Annotated in this window: 20 protein-coding genes; 19 read left to right on the top strand and 1 reads right to left on the bottom strand. The window is 54.6% G+C overall.

Annotated features, from left to right (window positions below; translation table 11 throughout):
• Window positions 1-97 precede the first annotated feature (97 nt).
• The 14 genes from fusA (at window position 98) to dsrP (ending at window position 14,690) form a co-directional block, all read left to right on the top strand.
• Window positions 98-2,182 carry an elongation factor G gene (gene fusA / locus ACHZCX_RS13580; RefSeq protein WP_319587755.1) on the top strand — a complete coding sequence of 695 codons (2,085 nt, stop codon included), beginning with the start codon at window positions 98-100 and terminating at the stop codon, window positions 2,180-2,182.
• 60 nt (window positions 2,183-2,242) lie between these two features.
• The gene (locus tag ACHZCX_RS13575; RefSeq protein WP_319587754.1) at window positions 2,243-2,938 is read left to right on the top strand and encodes a hypothetical protein; all 696 of its coding nucleotides are present in this window, start codon (window positions 2,243-2,245) and stop codon (window positions 2,936-2,938) included.
• Window positions 2,939-3,002: 64 nt separating this feature from the next.
• On the top strand, window positions 3,003-3,764 hold the full coding sequence (gene hisA / locus ACHZCX_RS13570) for a phosphoribosylformimino-5-aminoimidazole carboxamide ribotide isomerase (protein ID WP_319587753.1): 762 nt from the start codon (window positions 3,003-3,005) through the stop codon (window positions 3,762-3,764).
• Window positions 3,751-3,942: a hypothetical protein gene (locus ACHZCX_RS13565; protein WP_319587752.1), complete on the top strand. Its 192-nt coding sequence runs from the start codon at window positions 3,751-3,753 to the stop codon at window positions 3,940-3,942. The genes hisA and ACHZCX_RS13565 overlap by 14 nt, the downstream gene beginning before the upstream one ends.
• A 116-nt stretch (window positions 3,943-4,058) precedes the next feature.
• A complete protein-coding gene (locus ACHZCX_RS13560; protein ID WP_319587751.1) occupies window positions 4,059-4,916 on the top strand; it encodes an HDOD domain-containing protein in 858 nt (285 codons plus the stop codon).
• A gap of 37 nt (window positions 4,917-4,953) precedes the next feature.
• Window positions 4,954-5,877: an MBL fold metallo-hydrolase gene (locus tag ACHZCX_RS13555; RefSeq protein ID WP_319587750.1), complete on the top strand. Its 924-nt coding sequence runs from the start codon at window positions 4,954-4,956 to the stop codon at window positions 5,875-5,877.
• Between the two features lie 53 nt (window positions 5,878-5,930).
• Entirely contained in the window at window positions 5,931-6,545 is a 615-nt protein-coding gene (gene yedF / locus ACHZCX_RS13550) for a sulfurtransferase-like selenium metabolism protein YedF (RefSeq protein WP_319587749.1), read from the top strand.
• 72 nt (window positions 6,546-6,617) lie between these two features.
• Entirely contained in the window at window positions 6,618-8,762 is a 2,145-nt protein-coding gene (locus ACHZCX_RS13545; RefSeq protein ID WP_319587748.1) for a carboxy terminal-processing peptidase, read from the top strand.
• A 159-nt stretch (window positions 8,763-8,921) separates the two neighbouring features.
• Window positions 8,922-9,467 (top strand): RsbRD N-terminal domain-containing protein, encoded by a 546-nt coding sequence (locus ACHZCX_RS13540; protein WP_319587747.1) that lies wholly within the window; start codon window positions 8,922-8,924, stop codon window positions 9,465-9,467.
• Between the two features lie 99 nt (window positions 9,468-9,566).
• Complete coding sequence (dsrM, locus tag ACHZCX_RS13535; RefSeq protein ID WP_319587746.1) at window positions 9,567-10,586, top strand: sulfate reduction electron transfer complex DsrMKJOP subunit DsrM; 1,020 nt, start codon at window positions 9,567-9,569, stop codon at window positions 10,584-10,586.
• 33 nt (window positions 10,587-10,619) lie between these two features.
• Entirely contained in the window at window positions 10,620-12,251 is a 1,632-nt protein-coding gene (gene dsrK / locus ACHZCX_RS13530; protein ID WP_319587745.1) for a sulfate reduction electron transfer complex DsrMKJOP subunit DsrK, read from the top strand.
• Between the two features lie 27 nt (window positions 12,252-12,278).
• Window positions 12,279-12,653: a sulfate reduction electron transfer complex DsrMKJOP subunit DsrJ gene (dsrJ, locus tag ACHZCX_RS13525; protein ID WP_319587744.1), complete on the top strand. Its 375-nt coding sequence runs from the start codon at window positions 12,279-12,281 to the stop codon at window positions 12,651-12,653.
• Window positions 12,654-12,676: 23 nt separating this feature from the next.
• On the top strand, window positions 12,677-13,510 hold the full coding sequence (dsrO, locus tag ACHZCX_RS13520; RefSeq protein WP_319587743.1) for a sulfate reduction electron transfer complex DsrMKJOP subunit DsrO: 834 nt from the start codon (window positions 12,677-12,679) through the stop codon (window positions 13,508-13,510).
• Between the two features lie 7 nt (window positions 13,511-13,517).
• Window positions 13,518-14,690, top strand: coding sequence for a sulfate reduction electron transfer complex DsrMKJOP subunit DsrP (gene dsrP / locus ACHZCX_RS13515; RefSeq protein WP_319587742.1), 1,173 nt, complete (start codon window positions 13,518-13,520; stop codon window positions 14,688-14,690).
• 60 nt (window positions 14,691-14,750) lie between these two features.
• Here the strand turns inward: dsrP and ACHZCX_RS13510 are convergent, their stop codons facing one another.
• Entirely contained in the window at window positions 14,751-15,536 is a 786-nt protein-coding gene (locus tag ACHZCX_RS13510; RefSeq protein ID WP_319587741.1) for a prepilin peptidase, read from the bottom strand.
• A gap of 67 nt (window positions 15,537-15,603) precedes the next feature.
• On the opposite strand from ACHZCX_RS13510, the gene ACHZCX_RS13505 reads away from it, so the two are divergent.
• The 5 genes from ACHZCX_RS13505 to aroA are packed head-to-tail and all read left to right on the top strand — an operon-like array spanning window position 15,604 to window position 20,140.
• The gene (locus ACHZCX_RS13505; protein ID WP_319587740.1) at window positions 15,604-16,380 is read left to right on the top strand and encodes a dihydroorotate dehydrogenase electron transfer subunit; all 777 of its coding nucleotides are present in this window, start codon (window positions 15,604-15,606) and stop codon (window positions 16,378-16,380) included.
• A complete protein-coding gene (locus ACHZCX_RS13500) occupies window positions 16,368-17,309 on the top strand; it encodes a dihydroorotate dehydrogenase (RefSeq protein WP_319587739.1) in 942 nt (313 codons plus the stop codon). Before ACHZCX_RS13505 ends, ACHZCX_RS13500 begins: the two co-directional genes overlap by 13 nt.
• Before the next feature lie 2 nt (window positions 17,310-17,311).
• A complete protein-coding gene (aroD, locus tag ACHZCX_RS13495) occupies window positions 17,312-18,007 on the top strand; it encodes a type I 3-dehydroquinate dehydratase (RefSeq protein WP_319587738.1) in 696 nt (231 codons plus the stop codon).
• Window positions 18,004-18,837, top strand: a complete 834-nt coding sequence (locus ACHZCX_RS13490) for a shikimate dehydrogenase (RefSeq protein WP_319587737.1) — start codon at window positions 18,004-18,006, stop codon at window positions 18,835-18,837. Before aroD ends, ACHZCX_RS13490 begins: the two co-directional genes overlap by 4 nt.
• Before the next feature lie 25 nt (window positions 18,838-18,862).
• Window positions 18,863-20,140, top strand: coding sequence for a 3-phosphoshikimate 1-carboxyvinyltransferase (gene aroA, locus ACHZCX_RS13485; protein ID WP_319587736.1), 1,278 nt, complete (start codon window positions 18,863-18,865; stop codon window positions 20,138-20,140).
• Window positions 20,141-20,200 lie beyond the last annotated feature (60 nt).

Genomic DNA, 20,200 nt, shown 5'->3' with positions numbered 1-20,200 from the left:
ACTCCTTTTTTTATTTACGAACAGATGTCAACAACCCCATAAGAACGCAACAGACCAGAGCAAGAGCGACCTGAAAGCGGGAATTGAGGAACGCGTTATGAAAAAAGATTTAGGAAACGTACGGAATATCGGTATCAGCGCCCATATTGACTCGGGAAAAACCACGCTGACCGAGCGAGTTCTGTTTTACACCCAGCGCATTCATGCCATCCACGAGGTTCGTGGCAAAGACGGTGTCGGGGCGACCATGGACTCCATGGAACTGGAAAAAGAACGTGGTATCACCATCCAGTCCGCTGCCACCTATTGCTCTTGGAAAGGGAGCGACATCAACATCATTGATACGCCCGGCCACGTCGATTTCACCATCGAGGTTGAACGCGCCCTGCGTGTTCTTGACGGGGCGGTGTTGATCCTCTGCTCGGTGGGCGGCGTGCAGTCGCAATCCATCACCGTCAACCGGCAGATGACCCGCTACAAGGTTCCTCGCATCGCCTTCATCAACAAATGCGATCGTACCGGCGCCAATCCTTTTCGGGTCACCCAGCAGCTGCGTGACAAGCTGGACCTGAACGCGGTTATGATCCAGCTCCCCATCGGTCTGGAAAGTGACTTACAGGGCATGATTGACCTGGTCTGCATGAAGGCCGTCTATTTTGACGGCGATCAGGGCGAAAACATTCGTTACGAACCGATTCCCGCCGAGTTGCAGGATGAGGCCGATGCCAAGCGCGAAGAGTTGCTTGACGCCGTGTCCATGTTCTCCGACGAGCTGATGGAAGCCATGCTGGAGGAGACTGACATTCCCGAGGCCCTGGTCCACGACGCCATTCGCCGCGGCACCCTGAGCCTCGAGCTGACTCCGGTGATGATCGGCTCCGCATATAAGAATAAAGGGGTGCAATTGCTCCTTGATGCGGTCACCGCCTACCTGCCCTGTCCGACTGATGTTGAGAACACCGCCCTGGATCTCGATCAGAACGAGAACGAGGTAGTGGTTAGCAACAATTCAGAGGACCCGCTGGTGGCCCTCGCCTTTAAGCTTGAGGATGGCCGCTACGGACAGTTGACCTACATCCGTACCTACCAGGGCATGATTCAAAAGGGCGACACCATTATTAACAGCCGCACCGGCAAAAAATTCAAGGTCGGCCGTCTGGTTCGCATGCATGCCAACGAGATGGAAGAGATCGAGGGTGCCGGTTCCGGTGATATCGTCGCCCTGTTCGGCATTGACTGCGCCTCCGGCGACACCTTTTGCAGCCCTGGCCTGAACTGGTCCATGAGCTCGATGCATGTCCCGGCCCCGGTTATTTCACTCGCGATCAAACCGATCGACAACAAGGCGCAAATCAATATGTCCAAGGCCTTGAACCGGTTCACGAAAGAAGACCCCACCTTCAAGACATTTGTCGATCACGAGACCAGCGAAACCATCATCTCCGGCATGGGCGAGCTGCACCTTGAAGTCTACATCGAGCGCATGAAGCGGGAGTACAAAGCCGAGGTAGAGGTCGGGGCACCGCAGGTTGCCTACCGTGAAACCATTACCCAGCGAGCCGAGTTCGACTACACCCACAAAAAGCAGACCGGCGGTTCCGGTCAGTATGGCCGGGTGGCAGGTTTTATCGAACCCTTGGAAGAGGGTGAATACGAATTTGTCGACAAGATCGTCGGCGGCGTGATTCCGCGGGAGTTCATCAGCTCGTGCGACAAGGGTTTCCAAAAATCCCTGGAGAAAGGCACCCTGACCGGATCCCCGATCACCGGTGTCCGCCTGGGCATCACCGACGGCAGCTACCATGCGGTCGACTCCTCGGACATCGCCTTCCAGCTGGCTGCCATCGGCGGTTTCAAACAGGGATACGCCAAAGCCATTCCGCTGATCATGGAGCCGATCATGAAGGTGGCGGTGGAAGGTCCTTCCGAGTTTCAGGGTGCGGTCATGGGCAGCCTCAATCAGCGCCGAGGTGTCATCATTGGTACCTTTGAAGAGGGCAATTATACCGTGGTCGAGGCCGAGATGCCGCTGGCCGAGATGTTCGGTTATTCCACCACCCTCCGCTCCCTGACCCAAGGCAAGGCAGAATTCACCATGGAATTCGCCACCTACAAGCAGGTGCCAAGAAGCGTGGCTGACGAATTGATCAAGGCTTTTGCCGCGACCAAAAAAGATGCGTGAACAGCGTCCAGTCGGTTGAAACGGACAGAACGAGAGCATTAACCGGAACGAGGTACAATTATGGGATACGAACCGCTGGTACAGCAGAACCCTTTGCGGGTTCTGAATATGGGCAGGGAAAACAATCAGATGGGTTTGGTCATGGCCAGGGCCGGTCTCGGCAAGACCGCTTTACTGGTGCAGATCGCTCTCGACTCCATCCTTCGGGGCAAGCGCGTCATCCATGTCAGCATCGGTGAATCCATCGAAAAAACAAAGACCTGGTACGACGACATCCTCCAGTTTATCCTCCAGGAGCACAGTGTCACCCGGCCGCATGAACTCATCGACATGGTGGCCCGCCACCGGATGATCATGACCTTCAAGATCGCGGCCTTTACTCGCTCCAGACTGGAAGAACGGTTGAACGATTTGGTGCTGCAGGATATCTTCCGGCCGAATTGCCTGATCGTCGACGGCTTCGATTTTGAAAAGACGGACCGCGAATCCCTGGAAGACATTAAAAATCTCATGGAGAATATGGATATGCAGGCCTGGTTCTCGGCCACCTGCCACCGCGGCGATCCCCGGGTATCGCCGACCGGCGTACCGGCTCCCTGCCATGAGATCGATGACCTCTTTGACATGATCATCCTGCTGAAGCCGGAGTCCGATGCCACCATCCAGCTCGACATCATCCGCAACTACGGTGAGCAGGTGTCAGGCGGCAAGGGATTGCGCCTCGACCCGACCACGATGATGGTCAAAGAAATGTAACTCCTCAGTGTCTTTAGGGCTGTCGGCTATCGCCGGCAGCCCTTTTCTTTTTGGAAAGAGCGTGATGCGTTTCCGGCCCTGCATAGATCTGCACCAAGGCAGAGTGAAACAGATTGTCGGCTCCACTCTGGCCAGCGATCAAGCCACTCTGCAAACGAATTTTTCCTCTGAACTTCCGCCCTCCCATTACGCCCACATGTATCGCCAGGACAATCTCCGCGGCGGTCACATCATCATGCTCGGTTCCGGCAACGAGGCCGCAGCCCGTGAAGCGCTCGATGCGTGGCCCGGTGGGATGCAGGTGGGCGGCGGCATTACCGGAGACAACGCCCTCTTCTGGCTGGACCAAGGGGCTTCCCATCTCATCGTCACCTCCCATGTCTTCCATGACGGTCTCCTTGATAAAGAACGGCTCAACAACCTGACCCTCCTGGTCGGCAAGGAGCGGTTGGTGCTCGACCTGAGTTGCCGCTGGCGTGAGGACGGGTACTATGTAGTCACCGATCGCTGGCAAAAATTCACCAGTTTGCGGATCAGCCCGGCAGTGCTTGAAGAGTTGGCTGCCTTTTGCGATGAGTTTCTGATCCACGCCGTTGATGTTGAAGGCAAATGCATGGGCATTGACACCAGACTGCTCGAACTACTGGCAACATCCGTTCCCGTGCCCACAACCTATGCCGGTGGAGTCTCGTCGCTGGCCGATCTCGAATGCATCCGCACCAGCGGCAAAGGGCGCATCGATGTGACCGTCGGCTCCGCCCTTGATATCTTTGGCGGTTCAGGTCTCCGTTACCAGGACGTCGTAGCCTACCATGCCCGAAACTGAGCAGCCCGCTGACCAGCCGGTTCCTCAGTCCCTGATCGAGTTACGCTTACAGATCCCCGAGGATCTGTACCGGGCCTTTCAGCGCTGCCTGTGGATCCGGATCAATGAAACCGGTCAGACTCAATTGCAACTCATGGAAGAGGTGGTCAGCAATTTTTTAAAAAAACACGGGTGTTAATCGACCCGGGAAAAATCACACCCTCTGCTTGACCTCCCCCCTTCCTTCATTTATTATAGCCGGATTGTGAATGAACCGGCGTTTCCTGCCAACCCACCGAGCCCTCTGTCGTCTTGATGAATGATCGAAAAACAAAACTGGACAAAATCCGTGTTTTTGTTGATAAAATGCCGAGCCTCTCCACGACGGTCGGCAAGGTTCTAGAGATCTGCAGCCGGCCGGACACTGCTCCCAACGATCTCAACAAGGTCATTTCTCTTGACCCGGTTTTGACCGGACAAGTCCTCAAGCTGATTAATTCGGCCTACTATTCCCTGATGAATAAGGTCACTTCGCTGACCCGGGCCATCATCATGCTGGGACTGAACACCGTCAAAAATCTGGCCCTGTCGACCGCCATCATTCGCTGCGTCGGCCAGGCCAAGAAATCCAAGGCCCTGCCCATCAAGGACTTCTGGGAGCATTCCATCGGTGTAGGGGTTCTGGCCAAACTCCTGGCCGCCGAACGCGGCGTTCCGCTGGCTGAGCGGGAGGAGTATTTTGTCGCCGGGCTGTTGCACGATCTCGGCAAGATTCCCTTTGGTGACGAATACACCGAGGTCCTGACCCAGGCTAAAATAGAACAGCAAGCGTTGATTATACTGGAGAAAAAATTCCTGGAAATCGACCATGAAGAGGTTGGAGAGATGATTGCTTCCAAATGGAAGCTCAATGCCGTCATCACCGACGCCATTTGTCACCACCACTCGCCGGAGCTTGCCCAACCGGAACATCAGGCCTTGGTAGCCACGGTGGCTCTAGCTGACTTTTACATCTGTTTGTTTGATATTGGCTATGCCGGCAACAGGTTTTCCAACGAGAACCAATTAGCCTCGCTCCTCGATATGTGCGACCTGCAGTGGAAGACCGTTATGAGCCTGAGCGAAGCGGTTGATGCGGAAATCAAGAAGGCGGAAATCTTTCTCAAGGTCTGATTGATGTCCTCAACTCAAACCCACATAGGATAACCGCATGATCAAAGTAAAATTTTGGGGAGTGCGCGGGTCCATTCCCTGTCCGGGGCCCAAAACCATGAAATACGGTGGCAATACCGCCTGCATCGAGCTGCGTTTCCCGGAAGTGAATCGGCATATCATCATTGACGCAGGTTCCGGTATTCGCGATCTGGCCAACTTCATGCTGGCCAACGATCTCCCCAAGGGCCCCATTCACACCGAGATCTACCTGTCCCACACCCATTGGGACCACATTATGGGCTTTCCCTTTTTTGTGCCCGTCTATATTCCAGGTACCCGCATCAAAGTCTTCGGGCCGGTGACTTATGAGGAAGAGCCACTGGAGGCGGTGGTCGGTGGACAGATGAAATACCGCTATTTTCCCGTCAACATGGGTGAACTGGCCAGCACCATCGACTATCAGCGGCTGAAGGAAGAACCGATGATTGACCTCGGCGACGGCATCACCTTGTCGACCACAATCATCAATCATCCCATCACCGCGCTGGGCTACCGCTTCAGCTTTCGCGGCGCTGTTTTTTGCACATCCTATGACACCGAACCTTTCCGCAACCTCTTTGTCACCGACCCCAACAATCCTTCCTACGACGAACTGATGGCCTTGGAAGGCGAAGAAGCGGCCCAGGAACAGAATCAGGTCCTGGAAACCTTCTTTAAAGGGGCCGATCTGCTGGTGCATGATGCTCAATACACCCGGCAAGAATACGAAAAGGGCAAGATTGGCTGGGGCCACACCCCGATTGAGGATGCCATAACCGCCGCCAAAAAAGCGGGAGTGAAACAACTAGCCCTTTTCCATCACGATCCGGAACGCAGCGACGATCAGCTTGACGAGATGGCGACAATCTACTGCACCGCCGAAAAAAGTGACCCCCTGCAGATTTTCTTTGCTCGAGAAGGTCAGGAAATCATTCTTTAACTGCCCGTTACATCGTCTGCAGCCCCGCGAGTGCGCCGGCAAAGGAGTCAAACATGCCCCAGATCACCCTTGACTGTATCGGGCTTCCCTGTCCCCAGCCGGTCCTGCGCACCAAGGACGCCCTTGCGCAAGGTGCAAGCCATATCGAAATCCTGGTCGATAACGAAGCCTCTAAAAATAACGTCACCCGGTTTGCCCGGAGTCAGGGGCATGAAGCGACGAGTACGGATCGTCCCGGCGGTTGCTTTGCCGTCACCATAACAGTAACGGCCCATCCGGAGGAGCATCCCTTTGACGTAAGCGAGTACCGCTGCGATGTCCCGGCCACGCCTAGAATGATCTATGTTATCGCGTCGGATTCCATGGGCCGGGGCAGTGAAGAACTGGGTTGGGCCCTGCTCCAGACCTACATCCAGACCATCAAGGATGTCAGCCCCTTACCTGAAAAAATTCTTTTTTATAACAGTGGTGTCAAACTGGTGACCGCCGTTTCCGGTGCCCTTGACGCCCTGAGAAAGCTGCAGGATCAAGGGGTCTCTATTCTCGCCTGTGGCACCTGCCTGGACTTTTACAAATTGAAGTCCGCCATTCAGGTCGGTCAAATCTCTAATATGTACGATATTATGCACTCAATGGCCAGCGCCGATAAGATCGTCAGCCCCTACTGATAAACCTTGCCCCGGCTCCCTTTTTCCTCAGACCACAGCCTTCTTGCCTCCGGACCTCGAACCCCGATCACTATGACACAACACACGCCCTTTTCCGCCCGGCGCCTTTTTTGCGCCACCGCCGCCTCCATCCTGCTCCTGCTGCTGCTTACCACGGATGGCCTCGCCAAAAAGGCAGCTCCCGATGAATTCAACGCCGACCGCAACGAACTGATTTCTTTGATGCTCAGTCAACAGCTCCCGGCCCAGCATTTCAGCCATGAACCCCTGGACGACAAGCTCTCCCGCAAGGCCTTCGACCTGTATCTCCGCCAACTTGACCCAAGAAAACGATTTCTTCTTCAGGCTGACGTCAAACAACTCAATGCCTTTGCCACCCATATTGACGACGAATTGAGCCGGGGCAAGGTGGTCCTTGCCGACGCCGGCATGACCCTGCTCAACGACCGGATCAGTCAGGTCGCAAAATTCATCGATCCGATCCTTGACCAAGGGTTTGATTTTGACAACAAAGAATACCTCGAAGTTGAACCCAAAAAGATAGAATTTGCCGAAAATGCCGAAAAATTGAAGGAGCGCTGGCGACTCTCCCTAAAAATGCAGGTCCTCGACTCCTATTTTGACCTCCTCGAGACCAAGGGCAAACAGCAGCCGGATTTGTTGAAAAACATCCATCCGAAGAACCATCCCACAGAGTTAAAGGAGGCCGTCAAAAAGGTCCGCGAAAGCACCCGGCGAGCCCTCAACCGGCTGGAGCAACAGTCCCGGCAGGATCATTATGATCGTTATTTTGATGCGGTGGCCCGGTCTCTTGACCCGCACTCCGACTACATGCCCCCCACCTCCAAGGAAGATTTCGACATCCAGATGAGCGGCTCCCTCGAAGGGATCGGGGCACTGCTTCGGGAGGACGATGGCCTGATCAAAGTAATTCGGATTATCCCCGGCAGTGCGGCAGAGAAGCAGGGACAGCTGCAGGCCGAGGATACAATCCTAGCCGTTGCCGAGAAGAACGGCGAGCCGGTCGATATTTCGGAAATGCGAATCCGTGAAGCAGTCAGCCTCATCCGGGGCACCAAGGGCACCGAAGTGCGCTTGACTGTGCAAAAACCCGATGGCTTAAAACGCATCATCCCTATCATTCGCGATGTGGTGCAGATCGAGGAAACCTACGTCAAGTCCACGGTGGTGAAAAACGGTAAAACCGCCATTGGCTATCTGCGTATCCCCAGTTTTTACCGAGATTTCGCCGCGCAGAGCAATGGCAAGGAAACCCGCAACGTCAGTGACGACACCATGGCGGAACTCGTCAAACTGAAAAAACAAAAGATCAGCGGCCTCATTCTCGATCTGCGCAATAATGGCGGTGGGGCCCTGACTGATGCGGTCCAAATATCGGGTCTCTTTCTTCCCGGTGGGCCGGTCGTCCAAGTCAAAGATTCCCAGGGGGGAATTCGCGTCCTGGAAGACGAGGATACCGATGTTGCCTATAGCGGTCCGCTGATTGTCCTGGTGAATCAATTCAGCGCATCTGCATCGGAAATTCTTGCCGCAGCTCTGCAAGATTACGGGCGGGCGTTTATTGTCGGCGGCGAACATACCCACGGCAAGGGCACGGTCCAGGCGATGATGGATATGAATAAAAATCTGCCCCTCCTCCATCTGCAAAAATATGATGATTTGGGCGCACTGAAGCTGACCATCCAAAAATTCTACAGGGTCAATGGGGGGTCCACCCAGTACAAGGGAGTTGAACCAGATCTGGTGGTCCCCTCAATGTTTGATTACCTGGAGAGCGGTGAAAAATACATGGATTATTCCCTTCCCTGGGATCAGGTAGACCGTGTCGACTATAGCAAATGGCGAGGGGATCGTTTTTCCACTGACCAGGTGAGGTTGGCGGGAAAACAATGGGTCGACAACAATGCTGCTTTTCAAAAAATAAAGGAAGAGACGCAGAAAGCTAAAATCCGGGCGAAGCAAACCAACGTAGCGGTCTTTCTCGACGGCATGTGGAAGGATCGCGAAGAGGTGAAAGCTACGCGAAAGGAGGCTAAAGCAGCCGGCCTATTGCAAGAGGATGGTGATGACGGGGCTACCCCCGGCGAGGAAAAGAAACTTGACGAACAGGTTGCCACGGATCCGTTCATCCAGGTTGCGTTGTTTCTGATGAAAGAAAGCCGCACCGGCGGCAGAGTGGTTGGTGGTACGCCATAAACTTTTATCTTGAAACAAATCAGCAATCATGCTAGAGCATGCGATGCATGAATCGTCATTCATTTTTAATGGGCGAAAGATTGTTGATATACTGAAAGAATTACGCTGGTCGCCAAAACCAGGAAGTGACGATTTACAGGTTGACCGAGACGACATGCAATGGAATTGACTGAAGCGCTAGCGAACAAGAAAAAAGAGATCCTCACCTTGTGGATCGAGCGGACACTCGACAGCTACGCCTCGCCTGGTTTTTTCAAAAGCTCGAAGGATCCGTTTGCCAATCCAGTGGGCAGCAATATATCCGCCGGGCTGACGACCCTCTTTGAGTTGTTAGTCGCCAAGGCAGAGATTCAGGCATTCGCGAGCCCCTTAGATCAGGTGGTTCGGATTCGAGCAGTCCAGGATTTTACGCCAGCGCAGGCATTGGCCCCCTTCCTTGAATTAAAATGGGTGGTCAAGCAGGTGTTTTCCGGCGATAAAAACACCCAGCCCCTGCTGCAGGCACTTAATGGCTTGGACTGTGAAATAGACCGGATGGCATTGACCGCCTTCAATGTCTACAGCAAATGCCGGGAGCAGTTGTACCAAAACCGCATCCGCGAATTGAAAAGCGGCAGCTCCATCCTCACCGATGCGGCTTGCCCCTCTGCGGTGCTGCGGCAGGAGATGCAAAACGGCGGCAGCAAGAAGATTGAGAACGTGTGAACGGCCGGATGGCTTCAAGGTAGGAGATCGAAGCAGAATTCCGGCTTTTATCGTAACTTTGTAGAGTTATAGTTAAACTTGAATGTGAAGGAGTGATCGATGAAGTACGCCTTCCCTTTGGCGGCAGTTATTGCCCTGGTGTTGATTGCGCTGATTGCGGTGCAGATACCGGGAATGCAATACCTCTTTGGTGTTGCTATCCCCTATCTGGCCATGGCGCTGTTCTTAGGCGGTTTTTGTTACCGGATAATCCATTGGGCCAAATCGCCGGTTCCGTTTAAAATTCCCACCACCTGCGGCCAGGGCTACTCACTGCCCTGGATCAAGCATGACAAACTCGAGGCCCCGGTTAATACTGCTCAGGTTGCGGCCAGGATGTTTCTTGAGATCTTTCTCTTTCGCTCCCTCTGGCGCAACACTAAGGCCACCGTCTATGACGGGCCGAAATTGACCTACGAGTCAAGTAAGTGGCTGTGGCTCTTTGGCATCCTGTTCCATTACAGTTTTCTGGTGATCGTCGTCCGCCACATGCGCCTGTTCCTTAATCCAGTGCCATGGGTTGTCTCACTTGTGGAAACCGGCGACTCGCTCCTGCAGATCGGTGCTCCGACCATGTATACCACGGACGTCACCATCGTGCTGGGCCTGCTCTTTCTCTTCGGCCGTCGTCTGATGAATCCCCAGGTGCGCTACATCTCTCTGGTCAACGATTACTTCCCGCTCTTCCTCATCCTTGGGATAGTGATCACTGGCGTGTTGATGCGCTTTTTCCTGCGAACCAATGTGGACATCAACGCCATCAAACAACTGGCGGTCGGCCTGGCTACCTTTTCGCCGACCATTGTCACTGAAATCAGTTCGCTGTTCTATGTTCACCTCTTTTTGGTGTGCACTCTGCTTGCCTACTTTCCTTTCAGCAAGCTCATGCATATGGGCGGTGTTTTTCTCAGTCCGACCCGAAACATGGCAAACGATTCGAGAATGACCCGCCACATCAACCCCTGGAACCCGGAGATCAGACCGCACTCCTATGCGGGTTACGAGGATGAGTTCCGCGCGGACATGATCGAGCAAGGCATTCCCGTCGAAAAAGATTTGCCGCCGCAGGCTAATGACTAACGCTGGATAATTCAAGAGTATAAGGACAGAGCAATGGCAGTAGTAAAGGTAGATATATTGGCACGGAGCGTTGCCGAAGGACCTTCGCTGATGACAGGCTCCATACCAACCAAAGATTGGATGGATGTTCCTGTAGTATTCAAGCCTGGAAATTACGCCTACCCGACTAAGCCTGAAAAGCTTAGATATTTGGATAGTCAGCAGGGACTCAGCTTTCCCAACGCACGCGAATGGAACCCCGAGGACGATGATTGGAAACTTCCCGACAACTGGAAGGATATCATCCTGCAGGGTATAGCGGATCGGCTGGACAAATTCCGCTCTCTGAAAATTTTCATGGATTGCTGCGTCCGTTGCGGCGCCTGCGCAGACAAATGTCATTTCTTCCTCGGAACCGGCGACCCCAAGAACATGCCGGTTCTGCGAGCGGAGTTGTTACGCTCCGTCTATCGTCAGAATTTTACCCGCGCTGGTAAAATCCTCGGCAAATTGGTTGGCGGACGTGAAATGACCGTTGGGGTACTGAAGGAATGGTTCATGTACGCCTACCAGTGTACAGAATGTCGACGTTGTTCGGTTTTCTGTCCGTATGGTATTGATACCGCCGAAATCACCATGATGTTGCGCGAACTGCTGCATCTGGTCGGTATCGGCATCAACTGGGCGATGGAGCCGGCTTCGAATTCAAATCGAACGGGTAACCACATGGGCCTGACGCCTCAGGCCTTCAAGGGCAATGTCGAATTTCTCTGCGATGATATCGAGAACCTGACTGGGATTCGGGTCAATCCGACCTTCAATCGCAAAGGTGCAGAAGTGCTCTTTGTCACCCCATCCGCCGATGTTTTTGCCGAGCCAGGCATCTTCACCTGCATGGGATACCTGCTCCTCTTTGAAGCAATCGGATTAGATTATACCTGGTCCACCTACGCCTCGGAAGGTGGCAACTTCGGCTTGTTCACCAATAACGAGCTGATGAAGAAACTGAACGGCAAAATCTATGCCGAAGCTAAACGGCTTGGGGTCAAATGGATTTTGGGCGGTGAATGCGGTCACATGTGGCGGGTGCTCCATCAGTACATGGATACCATGAACGGCCCGACAGACTTCCTTGAAGTCCCGCGTTCGCCGATCACCGGCACCGTCTTCGAGAATGCCCGTTCCACCAAAATGGTCCATATCTCTGAGTTTACCGCTGATCTGATCAAAAATAACAAGATCAAGCTCGACAAGAGCCGAAATGCGCACATCAAGGCCACCTTCCACGATTCCTGTAATCCGGCGCGAGCCATGGGATTGCTCGACGAACCGCGATATGTGCTTGACCATGTGGTGGAAAACTGGGTGGAAATGCCTGAAAACACCATCCGCGAGAAGACCTTCTGCTGCGGGTCGGGAACGGCACTCAATACCGACGAGATCATGGAAATCCGGATGCGCTCCGGCTTGCCGCGAGCAAATGCAGTGAAGCATGTCCATGATAAACACGGCGTCAACACGCTCGGCTGTGTATGCGCGATCGACAGGGCGACCCTGACAACTCTCATGAACTACTGGGTCCCCGAAGTGCAGGTGGCCGGTTTAAGTGAACTTGTCGGCAACGCATTGGTGATCGAAGGTGAACAACGACAAGACCTGACCGAAGGGCTCAGGACCTTGGTTTAACTGACCGGCAGGAAGGGAGGAAGAGCGATGTATGATAGCGGTAAAATAATCCCGGGACTGATAATTTTCGTCCTGTTTATTACCATACCCATCTGGTACAACCGCAGCGGCGCTGGGACTGAACCACCAAAACCCGTGTTGCCCAAGGATGCCAAAACCTGTGTTCTGCCGGCGGCCGAGATTCGCGCCGAGCACATGAAATTGTTGAACACTTGGCGGGATGATGTCTTGCGGACCGGTGATCGTGGTACTTTCGAGCTGGAAGGCAAGAAATATCAGAAAAGTCTGATGATGACCTGTATGAAGTGTCACACGAGTAAGAAGCAATTTTGTGACACCTGCCACACGTATGCATCAGTTAAACCCTATTGTTGGGATTGCCACATAGCTCCTGTTGAGTGAACGGCGAAGGAGGAGATAGAGACATGGACAAGAATAGAAGAAATTTCCTCAAGGTCGCCGGTATTTCAACACTGGCTGGCCTTGGCGGTACCGCTGTCGTTGATCGGTTGGTCGGCGGAGCGAGTCTCGCTCAAGCCGCTGCCGAAGCCGGGCATAATGTGGATCAGGCCAAGGCCACGCAAGGACATGGCGAGCAGCAAGATCCGAGCGTGAACCGCTACGGCATGATTATTGACATCAAAAAATTCCAGCAGGATCCCAGTCTAGGAGAAAAAGCGGTTACGGCCTGTCATTCGGTTCATAACGTGCCGCAGTTTCCCGACAAGAAAGACGAGATCAAATGGATCTGGATGACCAATTTTGACAATGCCTTTCCGACCAACACCAACTTGTATAGGGACGAGGCCACTGCCAAGCACCAGCTTCCCATACTTTGCAACCATTGCGATAAGCCGCCTTGTGTGCGGGCCTGCCCCACCAAAGCGACTTTTAGGAATAAAGACGGCATCGTCATGATGGATTACCATCGTTGCATCGGCTGTCGCTTCTGCATGGCCGCCTGTCCCTACGGAAGCCGCAGTTTCAATTGGCGTGATCCTGAGGCGTTTGTAAAAGACGCCAACCATGTGTATCCGCGAAGAATGCGCGGCGTCGTTGAAAAATGCAACTTTTGCGATGAGCGGGTCGGTGCTGGAAAACAACCCGCCTGTGTCGAGGCGTGCGGAGAGAGCAAGGCGATTGTTTTTGGTAATCTTAACGATCCCAATTCCGAGATCAGAAAAATGCTGAAGGAAAATCATACGATTCAGCGCAATCCTGCTCTCGGCACCATTCCTTCAGTCTTTTATATTGTATGAGGCAGCCATGTTTGAAAAAGCATTAAAAGGAAACAATTATTACTGGATGTGGCTGGCCTTTCTCGGCTTTTTTATTGCCATCGCAGCTGTCTGTTACCTTAGACAGTATTTTTATGGATTAGGACTCACCGGCATGAGCCGTGATGTTTCCTGGGGACTCTACATTTCCCAATTCACCTTCTTGGTCGGCGTGGCCGCCGGAGGTGTCATGCTGGTCCTGCCTTACTATATCCATAATTACAAGGCTTTTGGTCGCATCACTATTTTGGGTGAATTTCTGGCTATTTCCTCACTGCTGATGTGCCTGATGTTCATTATGGCTGACTTGGGGCAACCCTTACGCGGCCTCAACGTCATGCTCTACCCCACCCCAGGCTCCATGCTTTTTTGGGATATGTGTGTCCTTTGGGGCTATTTGATCCTCAACGCCCTCTGTGGCTGGGTGATCCTGACGGCTGAACGCAAAGGCGTCCATCCGCCCAAATGGATCTACTTTTTTGTCTATCTCTCCATTCCCTTTGCGTTCTCCATTCATACGGTCACCGCTATGCTCTATTGCGGTCTTCCCGGTCGGCACTTTTGGCTGTCCGCCATCATTGCACCCCGCTTTCTCGCCTCAGCCTTTGCCGCCGGTCCTGCGCTGATCGTAGTTTTAGCTATGATCTTGAAGCGTGTGGCCAATTTCGATGCCGGCAAAGAGGCGATCAATAAAATGGTGACCATCATCATTTATGCGGCTCTTGCCAACATGTTCTTTGTCGGTCTGGAGTTCTTTGTTGGTTTTTACTCCAACATTCCCGGCCACATGCACACCCTGCAGTATCTGTTCTTCGGCCTGGAGCATCATGGCCATGTGTATAATAACCTGGTACCGTTCATGTGGGGCTTTATCGTCCTCTTCTTGGTCGGAATATCCTTGCTCATCCATCCGTACACCAGAAAGCAGAGCGATCTCTGGCTTGGTATCGGCTGCGCCTCCATATTCTTCGCCTTCTGGTTGGATAAAGGCATCGGCTTTGTGCTTGGCGGTTTTGTCCCGACCCCGACCGAAGAAATCGTGGAGTATTATCCGACGATTAACGAACTCTTCATCACCATCGGTATCTGGGCCACTGGATTTTTCATCCTGACCATCCTGTACAAGATTGCCATCGGCGTAGAACACGAAATAGAAGCCTGATTAATACCGTGCCTTGAAAAAAGCCCCCGAGTAATCGGGGGTTTTTTTTTTGTCTTCACATTAAAGACCGCTGGCGGAGAGATACAGGCGCCAGAGGTAATCGATCTGCTGCTGAAAAAGAAGATAGGACATAGCGCTTAAGGCAAGAAACGGGCCGTAAGGAATTCTGGTTTGTCCCTTTTTCCCTTGTTTGAACATCACGACAACGCCGACCAAAGCGCCTGCCAAAGAACTGGAAAACACCACATACAGCAAACTTTGCCAGCCGAGGAAAGCGCCAATCATCGCCAGCAGTTTAATATCTCCCCCACCCATCCCTTCCCTTTTGGTCACCGCATAATAGGTATAGGCCACTGCATACAACAAACCACCCCCTAACAACAGGCCCAACGCTGATTGCTGCCAGGTGACCAACCCATTGAAAAACGAACCGGCAAAACCAATAAGAATGCCGGGGAGACTGATGCAGTCGGGAATTATTTGATGATGGATGTCGATAAATATGATAACCAGCAGGGCAGCAAAAAAGGCAAAATAGAAAAAGAGCTCAAAACCCAGCCCCAAACGATGGTATAAAAAAGCCGAAAGCACGGCCATCGAGAGCTCAACCAGCGGATACTGCCAGGAAATGGCAACCTTGCAGGTTCGGCATTTGCCACGGAGAGCCAAGTAACTGAGAAGTGGAATGTTTTCATACCAGTTTAACGGCTGCAGGCATTGGGGACAATGCGAGGCCGGGAAAACGATGGAGGCATCCTCCTTTGGCAGGCGCAAAATAACCACGTTGAGAAACGATCCGACCACGGCACCAAAAACTGCGGCCAAGATGAGCAAAGACATTTCCATTGTTGATAACCACCTGTTGATTGAAGAAAATAACTCCCATCCTCTGTGATTCTTTGTATCGCTTTCTATGTCTGAGCACCAGGAAAATTCCATTGTCCACGCAGTCGAGCCGCTGACCGATTCCTTTCATCGGCTCACCCTGCATACCCCCCTGATCGCTGCAGCTGCTAAACCTGGCCAGTTTGTCATGGTTACCTGCGGACCATCCCTTGATCCATTACTTCGCCGTCCTTTTTCCATTCACCGGCGCATCGGAGCGGAGCAGATTCAACTGCTGTTCAAGGTAGTCGGCCGGGGTACGAGACTGCTCTCCGAGTTGCGTCCGGGACAGGCACTCAGTCTCATCGGGCCGCTGGGTCGAGGATTTGGACCCGTGCTGGCAGATTCGGTTTGCTTTGTGGGCGGCGGCATCGGTATTGCCCCCTTACTCTTTCTCGCTGATCGATGGCACCGCAGCGACCAGGCCTGCACGATACTTCTCGGTTCTCGGACCGGGGATGAACTGACGCAACTCGCCTCAGAGTTCGAGGCCCTTGGCTGCCGCGTAGAAACAGCCACCGACGACGGTTCTCTGGGCCACCATGGCCTGGTCACCGATCTGCTTGCACCCCATCTTGCACACATTAGAAAAGTATATGTGTGTGGTCCGCATGCGATGATGGCAACGGTGGCTGAGTTATGTAAGACGGCCCAAGTGGCCTGTGAAGCCTCGCTGGAAGCGCACATGGCCTGCGGCCTTGGTGCCTGCCTCGGGTGCACTATCCATGGGGCAGATACTCTTTATAAGCATGTCTGCAAACACGGGCCGGTCTTCAACGCTGAGGAGGTGGCATGGAAACGCTAAATCATACCACCCCTATTGATCTAACTGTCTCTATAGGTGCACTTATCCTGGATAATCCGGTGATGACGGCTTCGGGCACCTTTGGTTATGCCGCCGAGTTTGCCAACCTGGTCCATCTCAACCGGTTGGGCGCCGTAGTGGTGAAGGGAATTTCCATTGAACCTCGGCCCGGCAACCCGCCACCGCGTATTGTTGAGACGCCCTGCGGCATGCTCAACGCCATTGGCCTCGAAAATGTCGGAGTCAAACGGTTCATTTCCGAAAAGATGCCCTACCTGCGAACCTGCGGCTGCCGAATTGTTGTTAACATCCTGGGTGATTCCATTGAGGAATATGCCCTTCTTGCTGGCAAACTGTCCGCTGTTTCGGGAATAGACGCCCTGGAAATCAACATCTCCTGCCCCAATGTCAAAAAAGGCGGCGTCGCCTTTGGCACGGTGCCGGAGATGGCGGCAGCCGTCACCCGGGCGGTGAAGCAGGAAACCAACCTGCCGATAATCGTCAAGCTGTCGCCCAACGTCACTGATATTGCGACCATGGCTCGGGCGGTAGAAGCAAGCGGGGCCGATGCCATTTCTCTGATCAACACCCTTATCGGTATGGCCATCGACGCGAAAACCCGGCGGCCGAAGCTGGCCAATATTATCGGCGGCCTCTCAGGTCCAGCGATCAAGCCGGTTGCGCTGCGCATGGTCTGGCAGGTGGCCTCGGCGGTTGCTATTCCCGTCATTGGTATTGGCGGCATCGGCACGGCCGAGGACGCAATTGAATTTTTGATCGCCGGTGCCACAGCCATTCAAGTAGGGACTGCCAATTTCTACAATCCAGCGGCCACCGAACAGATCGTGACCGGGATTGAGGATTACCTCCGGCAGCAGGGAGAATCTTCGGTCCGGGCCATCGTCGGTTCCCTTCGTCTAAGGTCTTAAGCATGGTCACCCGTGGTCTGATTTGCGCCTCGGTCATGGCCGGGGAGAGCACCGATATCCTGGCGGCGGTGTCATCTGTAGCCGCACTGGCCGATGTAATCGAAATCCGGCTCGACGGCCTGCGCGATCCTCGGATTGCCAGCTGCATCGCTTCCCTCCCGAAACCCGTTCTGGTGACGAATCGGCCCACCTGGGAAGGTGGACGGTTCACCGGGAGCGAGAAAGAAAGAATCGATCTGCTCTGCCAAGCTCTCCAATGGGGCGCCCGTTATGTCGATATCGAGCTGCTCGCTGCTCCGGACTTACGAGCCAGGATTCAGCGGAAGGCTAAAAAACACGGCGCCCAGGTAATCATTTCCAACCACGACTTTCAGGGAACGCCAAACGCCGAACACCTCCGGGCAACCTTGCAGCAAATGACCAGCAGCGGCGCTGACATTGGCAAGATAGTGACCACCGCCGCATCACCCGAAGATGCCCTCCGCATTCTCTCCCTGCAGGAAGTGGCCATGGCCGCCCACTTTCCCTTAAGCGCCTTTGCCATGGGCGCTCACGGCGCCATCAGCCGCCTGGCCACCCTCTATCTCGGCGGATTCATGACCTATGCCGCTCTTTCCCCAGAACAGGCCACGGCCCCTGGCCAAATAACGGTACAGAACCTCTACACCCTGCTTTCTCTGCTTGAGCAAAACCCATGATCACCGGTCACACCCAACTCTTCGGCATCATCGGTAATCCGGTCGAGCACTCTCTCAGTCCGGCCATGCACAATGCCGCCTTTGCCGCGCTTGGCGTCAATGGCGTCTACGTACCGATGCGGCCAAGCGATTTGGCCGACGGCTTTCGCGGCCTGCGCAGTCTTGGCTTTATCGGTGTTTCCGTTACCGTTCCTTTCAAGGTGGCGATCATGGATTTTCTCGACACTATTGATTCGGTCGCCCGCAAGATCGGCGCCGTCAACACCTTGCTGTTCGAACGGACTGTCAAGGGGATCCAATGCAAGGGCTTCAATACCGACTGGCTGGGATCCAATCAGGCCCTGGCTGAAGAAATCGACCTTAACGGGAGTACGGTGCTGATCATTGGCGCCGGCGGGGCGGCCCGGGCTGTGGGTTTTGGTCTGATTGAGGCCGGGGCCAGGGTACTGCTCACCAATCGCACCGAGGCCAAGGGGCGGGAACTCGCTGCCCAACTCAACTGCCCTTTTCTTGCCCCTGGAGAACTGGCAACGGTCCATGCCGACGCCCTGGTTAACACCACCTCGGTGGGCATGGCTCCCCATGCCGATGGAATACCGATCCAGCCGGAACTGCTGTCCCGCTTTCCTGTGGTCATGGATATCGTCTACGCACCACTCAGGACGCGGTTGCTGCACGAGGCCGCCGACCGAGGATGCAGAACCATCGATGGTCTGCAAATGCTCCAGTACCAGGGGGCGGCCCAGTTCACCCTCTGGACCAATCTTGCAGCTCCCCACGCGGTCATGCGTCAGGCCCTGATGGCCGAATTGCTGTCGAGACCCTCCTAATCGTTTCCCCGGAAAGCTGAGCCCTATGATCACCATTACCCCTGTTGCCACCCTCAATGCCGTTGTCACCGTTCCCGGTTCCAAGAGCCTGACCCAGCGAGCCCTGATTGCCGCCGCCTTGGCCGAAGGCCCTTCCCAATTGCTCGGACCGCTGGCCAGCGAAGACACCCATTTCACCATGGAGGCCCTGCGGGCCATGGGCGTGGTCTGCGACGACAGTGATCCCCATTGTTGGCTGGTGCAAGGCAGCGGTGGCCGGATCGCTGAACCGGCCGGCGACATTTTCCTGGGCAACAATGGTACCGCCACCCGGTTTCTCACCTCAGTGGCGGCACTCGGCCATGGCCGCTTTCACATCACCGGCAGCAAGCGCATGGCCCAACGGCCAATCCTCCCCCTGATGGAGGCCCTGCGCGGCTGGCAGGTGGCCATAGAAAGCGATGCCGGCACCGGTTGCCCGCCCCTGACTCTTGAGGCCAAAGGATTGGCCGGTGGCCGCACCATTCTCCCGGAAGGCAAATCGAGCCAATACCTGTCCTCTCTGCTCCTGGTGGCCCCCTATGCCGCAACACCGGCGGAGTTGGAGGTCCGGGGTGACATCTTCTCCAAACCCTATGTCGAGATGACCCTGGCAGTGATGGCCGATTTCGGCATCCGGGTCGAAGCCGCGCCTGCCTTGAACGCGTTCCGGATTCCCCAGGGCCAGTACCAGGGCGGCACCTATGCCATTGAAGGGGACGCCTCGGGCGCCTCCTATTTCTGGGCAGCCGCCGCCATCACTGGCGGACAGGTCACGGTCGCCAATGTGCCCGTTCCCTCCCTGCAGGGTGACGCCAAACTTCTGCCCTATCTGGCGCGCATGGGCTGCCGGATCGAGCAGACCGGCGCGGGCATCACCGTGATCGGGCCCGAAACACTCGAAGGGATCGAACTGGACATGGGTGATATGCCCGATGTGGCGCCGACCCTGGCGGTGGTCGCCGCCTTTGCCGAGGGGACCACGATCATCAACAACATCGCCCATCTGCGGATCAAGGAATGCGACCGGCTGTCGGCCGTGGTCAGCGAGCTGCGCAAACTGGGCGCCGAGGTGGAAGAAGAGCCGGCGCGGATGATTATTCACGGCAAACAAGGCGGCAGCAATTTGCACGGCGCTGTCATTGCCACCTACAACGATCACCGCATGGCCATGAGTTTTGCGGTTGCCGGTCTCCGTATTCCCGGCGTTACCATCAGCGAGGAGCAATGCGTGGTCAAATCCTTTCCCGATTTTTGGGAGCGTTTCGGGCAGATGACCATCTGATTGTTGGCCTGTACGAGAGTAGATTACCGGTCAACGCCAATGGGAGGCGTTGCCCGCATA

The organism is uncultured Desulfobulbus sp., from assembly GCF_963662935.2.
Taxonomy (GTDB): domain Bacteria; phylum Desulfobacterota; class Desulfobulbia; order Desulfobulbales; family Desulfobulbaceae; genus Desulfobulbus.
This window is presented reverse-complemented; position numbering and strand designations above follow the sequence as displayed.